The sequence below is a fragment of the Arthrobacter sulfonylureivorans genome (assembly GCF_022637435.1).
Lineage (GTDB): Bacteria > Actinomycetota > Actinomycetes > Actinomycetales > Micrococcaceae > Crystallibacter > Crystallibacter sulfonylureivorans.
Genome location: NZ_CP093326.1, coordinates 138,992 through 151,493, shown reverse-complemented (window position 1 = coordinate 151,493; position 12,502 = coordinate 138,992). Strand labels below are relative to the sequence as shown.

Below are 12,502 nucleotides of genomic sequence, written 5' to 3'. Positions count from 1 at the left end.
TTGTCTGAGTCACTAGTGTTGTCGCCATCACAGCCTGTTGCGCGGGTCACATTCGCTCGCACCGTCGCGAGAGAGGTTGATGCGCAACAAGCCACCCGTTCCGCACAGCACCATCAAGGAGTTCCATATGAGCCAGGGCCAGGAGACCTTTACGTCACCGCAGTCCTATCCACCGCCGCAGGCGCCGCCGGCGGACGCCAGGCCAGCGCGCGCCAAGGGTACCCTGGCCGCAGCCTCGCTGGCGGTGATGGTGGCGCAGATTGCCAACGCACTGCCGGGCGCCCTCAATGGCGAGTTCCAGCTGACCTTCAACACCTTCGGTTCCCAGCTGACCTGGATCACCGCGGCCTTCATGATCCCCGTGGTGGTCTTTGAACTGACCTTCGGTGTGCTTGGCGACAAGTACGGCCACCGCAGGCTGGTCCTCGGCGGTGCGGTACTGGTCATGATCGGTTCGCTGGTCTGCGCGATTTCACCGACCGTCCAGGCCATGTGGATCGGCTCGGCCATCAACGGTCTCGGCGCGGGCGCCATCTTCCCCGCGTCGCTGGCCCTGGTCGCGTCGGTGGCACGGACGATGCAGGAGCGGGTGCGGGGCATCGCGATCTGGGCAGGATTCCTGTCCGCCGGTTCGGCCCTGTCGCCCCTGCTCGGCGGAATGTTCGCCGGCTTCGGCTGGTGGCGTGGCGCGTACGCAGTCGTGGTGCTCACCGGCCTTGCCGCCCTACTGCTGACCGCCCTGCGTTCTGCCGAGGCCAAGGTGGCCCGGGAGCGCCGGCTGGACATCTGGGGCCAGATCACCTTCGCGCTGGGCCTGATCCTGATACTTTTCGGCCTGGTGCAGGGCCCGGAAGACGGCTGGACCAGCTCCCACGTGGTGGCAGCCCTTGCCGCCGGTGCCGCCCTGCTGGCTGTCTTTGTAGCCATCGAACTGCGGGTGGAATCTCCGCTGCTGGAACTGAAGCTGTTCCTGAACCGCCAGTTCACCATTTCCTCGATCGTTGCCGTGGTCGGCATGTTCGCCTTCCTGGGCGCCTGCTTCTCCACGAGCATGTGGCTGGGCCCGGTCCAGCACCAGAACCCGCTGTACCTCGGCTTGCTGTTCCTGCTGCTGCAGGGCCCGGCGTTCGTGTTGATTCCGGTGCTGTCCCGGCTCCAGTCGCGGGTCTCCTCCCGCTGGCTGATGACCTTCGGATTCCTGGCCATGAGCGTTGGCGCCTTGATCAACTCCAACGCAGACGTGACCAACCGCGACGTGACCACCTTCATCCTGCCGTCCCTGCTGGTTGGCCTGGGCTTTGCCTTCACGCTGAGCCCGATGACTGCCGTTGCCGTGAACTCGGTTCCGCGGGAGCTGACCGGCATGGCCAGCGCCACCACTAACCTGCTCCGCGACCTGGGCTTCGCCCTGGGCCCCGTGCTGGTGGGCGCCATCGCACTGTCCGCCGCCGGCGGCCAATTGATGGGCTCGCTGCAGACTTCGGGGCTGGCGCCGGATCAGTTGGGTCCGGCCATGGGCATCGCCGAAGCCGGCGGGCCGATCGCCCTGAACAGCATCCCCGCCGGGGCTCCCGGGTCGGGTGCAAGCCAGTTCGCGTTGGAGGCTCTCGGCAGCGGATTCACCCAGGCCTTCTTGGTGGTTGCCATCGCAGCTCTGGCTGCGGCCATGCTCAGCTTCTTCGGGCTGCACGGTGTCCGCGAGGCCGATCGGGAGGCAGAAGCGGTGGAAGCCGCCTAGACTCTCCTCGCCCCGTGCCGCAGTAATAAGGAAGCCGGTCATTCCCCATCGGGATGAGCGGCTTCCTTATGTCGCGCGGGGAGGAACCGTGGACGCTTAGTGGTCTGCCTCCGGCTGCAGGCGGCGCACGAACGGGGCGAACACGATGGCAACGAGGCCCAGGATGCCGCCGACGGTGAAGGCGACGCGAACGCCGTCGACCAGGGCGATGTTGTCAGCGATGCCGCTCGAGGACGCCATGGTGGTGCCGATGGTCATGGCCGCGATCAGCACGGCGGTTCCGGCGGCGCCGGCCAGCTGCTGCAGTGTGTTCATGATGGCGCTGCCGTGGCCGTACTGCGCGCGCGGCAGGGCGCCCAAGGCAACGGTCATCAGCGGCGTCATCAGCATGGCCATACCGATGCAGAACACCGTATGGAAGGCGACGATCGTGGCGATCGGGGTGTCAATGTGGACGCTGCCCAGCAGCCATTGTCCTCCGGCCAGCAGGACGGCGCCCGGAATGACGATAGGACGGGGGCCGACCTTGTCGTAGATGCGGCCGACGATCGGGGAAACGATGCCCTGGATCAACCCGCCCGGGAGCAGGGCCAAACCGATCGTCAGGGTGCCCAGGCCCATGCCGTTCTGCATGAAGATGGGCATGACCATGACGGTGCCCAGCATGGTCGCCATGGCGATCATGACGATGACCACAGAGATGCGGAAGTTGTGCACCTTGAACGGACGCAAATCCAGCAGGTCCGACTCGGTCTTGCGGAGGGCACGCTGGCGGTTGATGAACAGCACCAGCGCTATAACGCCGACAATGAGGGCGACGAGCGGTGCCCAGGCGCCTTCCATCAGGTCGGCTATGGAGGAGAGTGCGTAAACGATGCCGCCGAAGGCGAAGGCGGACAGGATGACCGAGAGGACATCCAGCGGAGCCTTGCGGGTTTCCTTGCCGGTCTTGATCGCGAAGACGCCGAAGAGGAAAACGATGATGGCAACCGGGATCATGAGTCCGAACACCCAGCGCCAGTTCAAGGAGTCGATGATGGCGCCGGACAGGGTGGGGCCGATGGCCGGAGCCACGGAAATGACCACGGAGTTCAGGCCCATCACCGTGCCTCGGTGCTGGACCGGGACGGAGGTCAGGGTGGTGGTCATCAGCAGCGGCAGGATGATGGCAGTGCCGCCGGCCTGGACGATGCGGGCGATCAGCAGGACCGCGAAGGTCGGCGCAATGGTGGCCAGCGCCGTGCCGGCGATAAACAGCAGCATCGCGGCGACGAAGAGGCTCTTGGTGGTGAAACGCTGGAGCATGAAGCCGGTGGTCGGAATGACGACGGCCATGGTGAGCATGAACCCGGTGGTCAGCCACTGCGCGGTGGTGGCCCGGATGCTGAGATCCGCCATCAGGTTGGGCAGGGCTACGGTCAGCACAGTCTCATTGAGGATCATGATCAGCGCTGACAGCACCAGCGCAGTGATCACGGCGGCGACGCGCTTGGGCGAGATCCTCTCAGGCTCTAGGGCCTTTGCCGCCTCCACCTCTCCGGGCGGAACTTTCTCCTCTAGGACGTCTTTCATGAACACCTTTTCTGGTTGCTTGTGGGTGGCAGACTCGGCCATATAATACTTACAAAAGTATAAGTATATCCGAAAAAGAGAGAGCGAGCCTGAGCGCCCTCAGCTAGGTTCCCCGATCAGGACGGCCAAGCGCTGCAGGGCGGGAAGGCTGCCCGCAAGCTGCTCCTGCTCCTCCGGGCGGAGCTTCGCGGCCGCGGCGCCGAGCGCCTCGGCCCACGCGGTCTCCAAGAGCGTCCTGATGCGCTGCGATTCCTCGGTGGGGTGCAGCGTGACGTAGCGCTTGTCTGCCGCGTCGCGGATGCGCGTCACCAGGCCGCGGGCAACCAACTCGCGGAGCTGTGTACTGACGTTGCTGAATTGCCGGTCCAAGCGGGTTGCGACTTCTGCGACGGTGATACCAGGCTGGGATTCGATGACGCGCATGATGTCCACCATGCCGTTCGGCAGCAGCGGAATCCCTGCATTCTCATGCGATTTTCGGCGCACATCGGACGAAATGTCGATCAATGCCACGGCAAGCTGGCGGTGGTCGACTGCGTGGCCCCGCACCGCCCCGGGCTGGGTGTTCTCCATCCCACAAGCATAAGATGCGGCGCTGGGCAAGATTCCGGGTGGCGGTCGAGGGCTCGCTTCCAGTCCATCGATGAGGACCCTAGCCCGCCGGCAGCGTGCGACGTAGCCTGAGGTGACTACCGCCAGGAGGGACGTGCCATGGACCAGGACATCCAGAAGTACATCAACGCGCTGGTCGAGAAGGAACAGCAACTGCGGGACTCCATACCGGACGATTCGGACAAGGCCTCGGCCCGTGCCGCCGAACTCCGCCGCCTAGAGGAGCAACTGGATCAGTGCTGGGATCTGCTTCGCCAGCGCCGGGCCAAGCGCAAGGCCGGCGAGGATCCCGGCGAAGCGGAAACCCGACCGGTGGACGAGGTGGAACACTACCGGCAATGACACCCACCCCCGGTTTGGTTTATAGGCCGGAGCACGTCACCGCCCTTGGTAGGCACGCAAGAGGCGAGCTGCGGCGCCGGGGGCCGCGCCGCGCCGTCGTGCTTGAGAGCTAGCGCTTAGGCTCCCTTGGACGCCTTCGAGGACTTGGAGCCGGACTTCTTCTTGGCGGGGGAGCCGGCGGAGGACTTGGCCTCGCGGTTCTTCTCCACGCTGCGGCGCAGGGCCTCCATCAGGTCCAGGACCTTGCCGCCTTCTTCCTCTTCCTCCGCGCCGAAGGTCTTTTCCGTGTCCACGGCTTCGCCCTGCTCCAGCTTCGCCTCGATCAGGGTGCGGAGTTGTTCCTGGTACTCGTCGGTGTAGTCGGCGGGCGTGAAGTCCGAGGAAAACGAATCCACCAGCGCCGCCGACATTTCCTTCTCTTTGGCGGAGATCCGTACCGTCTCTTCCAAGGACGGGAAGCTGGCCTCCCGAACTTCGTCCTCCCAGAGCAGGGTCTGGAGCATCAGGACCTTGCCGCGGACGCGCAGCGCGGCCAGCCGGGTTTTTTGCCGCAGCGCGAACTGCACGACGGCCGTGCGGTCCGTCTCCTCCAGCGTCTTGCGCAGCAGCACGTAGGCTTTGGAGGACTTCGAATCCGGCTCCAAGTAGTAGCTGCGGTCGAACATGATCGGATCGATCTGGTCGCTCGGCACGAACTCGACCACTTCGATTTCGCGGCTCTTTTCCACCGGCAGCGACTTGAAATCCTCGTCGGTGATCACCACTGTGTGTTCGCCGTCGTCGTATGCCTTGTCGATGTTCTGGTAGTCGACCGTCTTGCCGCAGACCTCGCAGCGGCGCTGGTACCGGATGCGGCCGCCGTCCTTGTCATGGACCTGGTGCAGGCTCACATCGTGGTCTTCGGTGGCGCTGTACAGCTTGACCGGCACGTTGACCAGCCCGAAGGCCACGGCTCCCTTCCAGATGGCTCTCATGGCACTAGTGAACACCCGCAGGCAGTACAAAGCCAGAGGCAAGCCACTAGCCAATCGGGCAGGCGGCGGACAGACTGGCGGTATGGCCACCCGGAAATCCAGCCAGCAGGAGACCGTCACCGTCGACGGGCACCGGCTGCGGCTCACCAACCTGGACAAGGTGCTGTATCCGGAGACCGGGACCACGAAGGCCGAGGTCATCGCCTATTACTCCGAGATCGCCGAGTACCTGATTCCGCATGCCGCCGATCGGCCGGTCACCCGCAAGCGATGGGTCCACGGCGTGGGCACCGCGGCGGAACCGGGCCAGGTGTTTTTCCAGAAGAACCTGGACAAGTCGGCGCCCGACTGGGTCAAGCGGCACACCATTGAACACAAGAGCAATAGCAACGTCTACCCCTTGGCCAATGACCGGGCCACCCTGACCTGGCTGGCGCAGATTGCCGCCTTGGAAATCCACGTTCCGCAATGGAAGTTTGGTCCGCGCGGCAAGATCAACAACCCGGACCGGATGGTCCTGGACCTGGATCCGGGCGAGGGCGCCGGGCTGCCGGAGTGTGTTGAGGTGGCGTTCCTGATCAAGGAGATCCTGGAGGGGATGGGCCTTGACCCGAGGCCGGTCACCTCCGGTTCCAAAGGGATCCACCTCTACGCCGGGCTGGACGGCAAGCAGACGTCCGACGAAGTCAGCCAGGTGGCCCACGAATTGGCCCGCCTGCTGGAGGCTGACCGCCCGGACCTGGTGGTCAGCGACATGAAGAAGTCGCTGCGCCAGGGCAAGGTGCTGGTGGACTGGAGCCAGAACAACTGGGCCAAGACCACCATCGCCCCCTATTCGCTGCGTGGTCGGCCGCATCCCACCGTGGCGGTGCCCAGGACCTGGCAGGAACTGCAGGATCCGGACCTCACCCATCTGGACTTCCGGCAGGTGCTGGAGCGGGTCGAGCAGATCGGGGACCCGCTCTCCGGCATGGCCGGCGGCAGCGCCGACGAGGAGGCGCTGGCCGTGGCGCCGGCGGCCGACCGGCTCAGCGTCTACCGCTCCATGCGCGATCCGGACCGGACACCCGAACCTGTGCCGGCGGCCGTCGCGCCACGGGAGCCGGACCAACCGGTCTTCGTGATCCAGGAACACCACGCGCGCCGCCTGCATTACGACCTTCGACTGGAGCGCAACGGGGTGCTGGCGTCCTGGGCCGTGCCCAAGGGACCTCCGGTCACGGCGGGCAAGAACCATTTGGCCGTTCAGACCGAGGACCACCCGATGGAATATGCCACCTTCGAGGGCACCATCCCCAAGGGCGAATACGGCGCAGGTGTGATGGCCATCTGGGACAGCGGCAGCTATGACGTGGAGAAGTGGCGGGACGGCAAGGAAGTCATCGTGGTGCTGCACGGCCGCCCGGACGGGGGGCTCGCGCACGACGGCGGTCCCTCCGGTGCGCGCCGGTACGCCTTGATCCACACCGGCGGCGAGGACGGCAAGAGCAACTGGTTGATGCACCTGATGAAGGACCAGCCGCAAACCGGGACGGCGCAGGGCTCGCCGGCAAAGGACAAGGACAAGGACAAGGACACGGCCAAGGGAACGGCCGGTGCACCGGCGACGCCGGTCAGCGGCTCCGCACCGGGGAGCGGTGGGACGCCGCAGCCGGTAAAACCTATGCTGGCGGTCCAGGGTACGGAGGCCTCCATCGACGAGGACGACGGCTGGGCGTACGAGATGAAGTGGGACGGGATCCGCGCCGTCGCCGTGGTGGCGCAGGGCGAGGTGCGACTGATCAGCCGCAACGGCCAAGACATGACCAAGACCTACCCAGAGCTCTCAGACCTGCCGGATCATGTACTGGCCCGGACCGCGGTGCTGGATGGCGAAATCGTTGCGCTCGACGCCAAGGGGCGGCCCGACTTCGGCCGGCTCCAAAACCGGATGAACTTGGTGAAGACGGCCGATATTGAGCGGGCGGCGAAAAAATATCCGGTGGAGTATTTCCTTTTTGATTTGCTGGAATTGGACGGAACGGCAACGCTTGGGCTGGAATACTCCCAACGGCGCGAAATCCTCAAGGAAGCGGTGGATGCGCCCCGGGACGGACACATCCAGGTTCCGCCGGAGCTGGACGCGGCCGTGGCAGAAGCCGTTGAAGCCAGCCGGGAGGTTGGCCTGGAGGGGATTATTGCCAAGCGCACGGACAGCAACTATGCGCCGGGCCTACGGACAAGGAGTTGGATCAAGATCAAGAACCAGCTGACCCAGGAAGTGGTCATTGTGGGCTGGCGGCCGGGTAAGGGTTCCCGCGCGCGCAAAGTCGGCTCGTTACTGGTGGCTGTGCCCGACGGCGTGGAACTGAGCTACCTTGGCCGTGTCGGTTCAGGCCTGACCGAGCGGGAACTGGCCGAGATCGGATCCCGGCTGAAGAAGATGTCCCGCAAGACCCCGCCGCTGGAAGGCGTGCCGGCGGCGGATGCCTCGGACGCGCACTGGGTCCGGCCTGCCTTGGTCGGCGAGGTGCAGTTCAGCGAACGCACCGAGGCCGGGAAGCTGCGGCATCCGGTCTGGCGGGGCTTCCGGCCGGACAAGAAGCCGTCGGACGTCGTCGTCGAAATTCCGCAGTTCCAGCCCTGACCGGACGGGCCCGGACGCTTAAAAGTTTTTGCACCGAACCCCTATCATTCTGCCGATGAATCGTTAGTCTTTACCCAGAGGAACTTCAGGGGGAAGTTTCCGGGGGATGTTTCTTGGGGAAGAAGGCAGAACCTCATGGGGAGTTCATTTAAGCCGACTATTCGCGACGTTGCCGAGCGGGCAGGAGTCTCGCTGGCAACGGTGTCCTATGTCTTGTCCGGCCGGCATGGGGGTTCAACCCGGATCAGTGAGCCGACCAAAGCAAGGGTGGTGGAGGCCGCCAAGTCGCTGGGCTACGTGCCCAACCACGCGGCACGGGGCATGCGGCGCGGCCGGACGGACACGGTCGCCGTGGTGGTGGAAAACCTGGATTCGGCCTGGGACCGGCAGTTGGCAGAGGTTGCCAACCGAGTGCTTCCGGAACACGGCTACCGGGTGGTGGTCCTGCTGGGCCAGGAGTCCTGGCGGAACTTCATGCTCTCCGGCGGCGCGGACGGCGCCATCCTGGGTTTCAGCACCGAAACGCCGGAGGAAGACCACACCCTGCGCGATCTCGCTGACCGCGGTGTGGCGCAGGTGGTGGTCTCGCAGTTCCTGCAACCGGACGGCTACGATGTGGTCTCCGTTGACGCCGAAGTCGGCATCGCGCAGGCTGCCGAGTACCTGGCTGCCCGGCACCGCCGGATCGCGGTCCTGCACCGGGGGGGACCGGCACCGGGCCCGCGGGGTACCCGGCTGGGGCTGTTCCGGCAGGCCATGGACGACCTCGGCGTCGAGCTGGACGAGAACCTGATCCGGGCCACGCACGGATCCTGGCGTGAGGCGTACGAGGTGACAGCCGAGCTCCTGAAGCTCGCCGATCCACCCACGGCGTTCTTCACCACCGCGGATCTGGAGGCACTGTGCGTCTCCGGTTACGCCACCGCGACCGAACTCCGGATCCCGGAGGATGTGGAAATCATCGCGGTGGAGACCTCGGACTTGGGCCACCACTCCGACCCGCCGATGAGCTCGGTGGGCCCGGATCCGTTGGTGGGCACCGTGGTGGACCTACTGATCGACCGGCTGGAGGGGCGTACGCCGACCAACGGACGCTTGGTGCCCGCACCATGGAAGCTGCACCACCGAGGGACCACGGTGGCCGGCGCGCCAGGTGAGGCTGCCGCGGACGGCTCGGACGAGGCCGCCGACAGCGTTTCCAACGGGGTGCCTTAACGAGTCGACGTTAGAGTGCAGGGATGGACTGCACGCGGCACAGCTACGGCCCGGATCCCAGTCAGTACGCCGAACTATACGTGCCTGCCCGGCGGCGGTACGCGGCCGTCGTCGTCCTCATCCACGGCGGTTACTGGCGGGCCGCCTACGGGGCCGAGCTGGCACGGCCGCTGGCGGCGGATCTGGCCGGCCGCGGCTGGATCTGTTGGAACGTCGAGTATCGCCGGGCCGGCAACGGCGGCGGCTGGCCGGAGACGTTCGACGACGTTGCCTCCGGCGTCGACCACCTCGCCATCACTGCGCAACGGCTGGGATTAGCCGCCGACCACGTGGTGGGGCTCGGCCACTCGGCGGGCGGACAGCTGGCCGTGTGGGCCGCCGGGCGGGGCCGATTGCCGGCGGGGATCCCGGGACTGCGCGTGTCAGGGGCGGCTCCGCGGGTTCAGTTCGATGCCGTGCTCAGCCAGTCCGGCGTGCTGGACCTTGGGCGTGCGCATGAGCTGGGCCTGAGCGGCGGGGCGGTGGAGAACCTGCTGGGCAGTCCCCGGGACGCGGCGGCTGCGGTGGGCGCCTCACAAGGGCTTGGCGGGGAAGCTACCGGAGCGGAACCCAGTGGTCCCGATGGATCCGATCCCTACCGGCTGGCGGATCCGATCCGGAACCTGCCGCTGCCGGTGCCGGTCTACGCCTTTCACGCGGAGCAGGATGCGGACGTGCCGCGGGAGCTGTCGGAGCGCTACGTTGCCACCGCCCAAGCTGCCGGCGGCGAGGCCGAACTGATCATCGTTCCCGGGGACCACTTCGACCTGATCGATCCTGCCTCGGAGGCCTTTGCCCGGATCCGGCAGGTGCTGGTGCGGCTGGGCTGATACCGCTGCCGGAACGGGCGCCGCTCTGCTACCTTGGCAGTGTGCTCACGGTCATAGGCGAGGCGCTGGTGGACGTGGTCCGGTCCGACACCCGGCCGCCCCGTGTGCATGTCGGCGGAAGCCCGATGAACGTGGCGGTCGGGCTGGCGCGGCTGGGCCATTCCGTCCAGTTTGTGGGCCGGTACGGCAAGGACCAGTACGGGGACTTGGTCCACAGCCATCTGCGGCGCAACTCCGTGCTGGTGCCGCTGGACCCGGATGCTTTGCCCACCAGTACTGCCACCGCCAGCCTGGATCCCACCGGTGCCGCCCGCTACTCGTTCGACCTGCTCTGGGAACTGCCGGAGCTCGACCAGGTCCGGCCCCGCCTGCTCGACGAGACGGTCTGGCTGCATACCGGCTCGATCGCCACCATGCTTGAGCCTGGCGCGCACACGGTGTTCAGGACCGTGCAGCGGGCGCACCCCCGGGCCTTGGTGAGTTATGACCCGAACTGCCGGCCCACGCTGATCACCGACCGGGACTTTGCCCGCCGGCAGGCCGAAAAGTTCATGGTGTTGGCCGACGTGGTCAAGGCATCCAATGAAGACCTGGAGTGGCTGTATCCGGACCGCAGCGTCGAAGAGACGGCACGGGACTGGCTGAAGCAAGGGCCGGCCGCGGTGGTGGTCACGCGCGGGGCCAAGGGCAGCTGGGGAGTGGTCCGTGCCGGATCGGCCACGGTCGCCGCTCCGGCGGTGTCCGTGGTGGACAGCGTAGGGGCCGGTGACGCCTATATGTCCGGGCTCCTTGATGCCCTGCTGGCGGCAGGGTTTTCCGGTTCAGCGCGGCGGGAGCGACTGCGGGACATGGCCGACTCCACGCTGGAAGACCTGATGGCACACGCCGCACGGTCTGCCGCCGTCACGGTATCGAGGGCCGGGGCGAACCCGCCGCATCGGGACGAGTTGGGCTAGGCCGGCGTCCGGGGTTCGCTTCATCCCTAGACTGGTGCAATGCGCCTTATCGCCAGCGACCTGGACGGAACCATCATCGGCCGGGACGGGAAAATCAGCTCCCGCACCGTCCGAGCCTTCCGCAGCGCCGCGTCCGCCGGCGTCGAAATTGTCTTTGTGACCGGCCGGCCGCCGCGCTGGCTGACCCCGGTGGCCGAGCAGATCGGCCACCGCGGCAGGGTGATCTGCTCCAACGGCGCCGTGGTCTATGACTTGGAGTCCGGTCAGGTTCTCTCGGCGCAGGCGCTGCCATACCAAAATATCCTCGACGTGCGCCGCATCATCCTGCACCTGCACCCGTCGGTGACCTTCGCGGCGGAAACCACCGAAGGCTTTCAACTGGAACCGGGATTTATCCAGCCCGGCTCGGTGGAACTGCTGGACGGCATCGTGCCCAAACTGCTGCCGGACAGCCTGCGCCGCACCGATTCGGTGGTGAAGCTATTGGCCCGTGGCACCGACCTTGACCCGGATGATTTCCTGGCGGAGGTCGGCCCGGCGGTGGGCCATCTGGCGGCGGTGACGCATTCGGCGCCGGGCAACCCGCTGCTGGAAATGGCCCGGCCGGGACTCAACAAGGCGGTCACCCTGGCCGAGTATGCGGGTTCGCTGGGCATAGACGCCCGGGACGTGGTGGCCTTCGGCGACATGCCGAACGACATTGAGATGCTGCAGTGGGCCGGGGCGGGGTACGCGATGGCCTCCGGACATCGGCGGGCACTCGAAGCGGCCCCGTTCCGTGCCCCCGCCTTTCATGACGACGGCGTCGCCCAAGTGATCGAGGAACGGTTGGCGGGCCGTGCGCAGACACCGCGGGGACCGGTGGCCACCGCCTGATTCAAAACTCAGGAGCCGCGGCCCGCCCCGGTCGCCGCCTGCAGCCTGGCTTCCGGACCTTCGGAAAGATACCGGCGGGCAAACCAGCTGGGGCCCACGGTCCGTTGCCTCGCGGGCAAGTCCACGGCGGCAAAAATCAACTCTTCAAACTGGCCAGCCTCGGCGGATACACCTGCACCCGGCGCGGCAATGAAGCTGTGGCCCGGGCCGTTCCACACCACCGTCGGCGCAGGTCCGCCGCGCCGGGCCAGCGCACGGAACCAGCCGTCACGCCCCGCGCTTCCGCCGGGCACCAGCAGCAGTTGGGCGCCCCCGTCGGAAGCCGATCGGCGGCGCGAGCGGTCAGCGCCCCAGGCGGCCGCACCGGCGTCGTCCTCGGTCGCCAGGCAAATCAGCCGCCCGTTCAGCGGCACCACGGCGGCAGAGTCCGTGCAGGCCTGGAGCTCGCCGCCGGAGTTCAGCAGCCAGAGTTCCGTGCCTGTGCCTGTGCCTGTGCCGGTGCCGGCGGCTACCGCCACACCGTGGCGCGCAGCAAGCCTGCCCAGCTCGCGGCGCGAGCCCGGTGGGAAACCCGAGGGGAGCACCAGCAGTTGGGCGCCCAGGACGGCCGCCTGTTCCAGCCACCGCTGGCTGCGCACCGCCGCGCCTTCGCCGTGCAGCCCGGCAGCCTGCACAAGGGCAATGCGCATGGGTTCCTCCTGGTCGGCAACGGCGGACGGGCC

The 12,502-nt window shown here is 66.8% G+C and carries 11 protein-coding genes; 7 read left to right on the top strand and 4 right to left on the bottom strand.

What is annotated here, in order from left to right:
* The first annotated feature begins 127 nt into the window (after window positions 1-127).
* Window positions 128-1,738 carry an MFS transporter gene (locus tag MNQ99_RS00760; protein WP_241914081.1) on the top strand — a complete coding sequence of 537 codons (1,611 nt, stop codon included), beginning with the start codon at window positions 128-130 and terminating at the stop codon, window positions 1,736-1,738.
* Window positions 1,739-1,834: 96 nt separating this feature from the next.
* On the opposite strand, the gene MNQ99_RS00755 is transcribed toward MNQ99_RS00760, so the two are convergent.
* Together MNQ99_RS00755 and MNQ99_RS00750 are read right to left on the bottom strand one after the other, a co-directional pair.
* Window positions 1,835-3,310, bottom strand: coding sequence for an MDR family MFS transporter (locus tag MNQ99_RS00755; RefSeq protein ID WP_241914080.1), 1,476 nt, complete (start codon window positions 3,308-3,310; stop codon window positions 1,835-1,837).
* Between the two features lie 99 nt (window positions 3,311-3,409).
* Complete coding sequence (locus MNQ99_RS00750; RefSeq protein ID WP_127513168.1) at window positions 3,410-3,883, bottom strand: MarR family winged helix-turn-helix transcriptional regulator; 474 nt, start codon at window positions 3,881-3,883, stop codon at window positions 3,410-3,412.
* A 138-nt stretch (window positions 3,884-4,021) separates the two neighbouring features.
* On the opposite strand from MNQ99_RS00750, the gene MNQ99_RS00745 reads away from it, so the two are divergent.
* Complete coding sequence (locus MNQ99_RS00745) at window positions 4,022-4,264, top strand: DUF2630 family protein (RefSeq protein WP_241914079.1); 243 nt, start codon at window positions 4,022-4,024, stop codon at window positions 4,262-4,264.
* A gap of 116 nt (window positions 4,265-4,380) precedes the next feature.
* Here MNQ99_RS00745 and ku read toward each other — a convergent pair whose 3' ends face one another.
* Window positions 4,381-5,238, bottom strand: coding sequence for a non-homologous end joining protein Ku (gene ku / locus MNQ99_RS00740; RefSeq protein WP_241914078.1), 858 nt, complete (start codon window positions 5,236-5,238; stop codon window positions 4,381-4,383).
* Between the two features lie 82 nt (window positions 5,239-5,320).
* Between ku and MNQ99_RS00735 the strand changes: the two genes are divergently transcribed.
* From MNQ99_RS00735 to MNQ99_RS00715, 5 genes are all read left to right on the top strand, one after another.
* Window positions 5,321-7,864: an ATP-dependent DNA ligase gene (locus tag MNQ99_RS00735; RefSeq protein WP_241914077.1), complete on the top strand. Its 2,544-nt coding sequence runs from the start codon at window positions 5,321-5,323 to the stop codon at window positions 7,862-7,864.
* Between the two features lie 135 nt (window positions 7,865-7,999).
* A complete protein-coding gene (locus tag MNQ99_RS00730) occupies window positions 8,000-9,079 on the top strand; it encodes a LacI family DNA-binding transcriptional regulator (RefSeq protein WP_127513164.1) in 1,080 nt (359 codons plus the stop codon).
* 23 nt (window positions 9,080-9,102) lie between these two features.
* Window positions 9,103-9,948 (top strand): alpha/beta hydrolase family protein, encoded by an 846-nt coding sequence (locus MNQ99_RS00725; protein WP_241914076.1) that lies wholly within the window; start codon window positions 9,103-9,105, stop codon window positions 9,946-9,948.
* 41 nt (window positions 9,949-9,989) lie between these two features.
* The gene (locus MNQ99_RS00720) at window positions 9,990-10,904 is read left to right on the top strand and encodes a carbohydrate kinase family protein (RefSeq protein WP_241914075.1); all 915 of its coding nucleotides are present in this window, start codon (window positions 9,990-9,992) and stop codon (window positions 10,902-10,904) included.
* A 39-nt stretch (window positions 10,905-10,943) separates the two neighbouring features.
* Window positions 10,944-11,780 carry an HAD family hydrolase gene (locus MNQ99_RS00715; RefSeq protein ID WP_241914074.1) on the top strand — a complete coding sequence of 279 codons (837 nt, stop codon included), beginning with the start codon at window positions 10,944-10,946 and terminating at the stop codon, window positions 11,778-11,780.
* Between the two features lie 8 nt (window positions 11,781-11,788).
* On the opposite strand, the gene MNQ99_RS00710 is transcribed toward MNQ99_RS00715, so the two are convergent.
* On the bottom strand, window positions 11,789-12,469 hold the full coding sequence (locus MNQ99_RS00710; RefSeq protein WP_241914073.1) for a hypothetical protein: 681 nt from the start codon (window positions 12,467-12,469) through the stop codon (window positions 11,789-11,791).
* Between the last annotated feature and the right edge of the window lie 33 nt (window positions 12,470-12,502).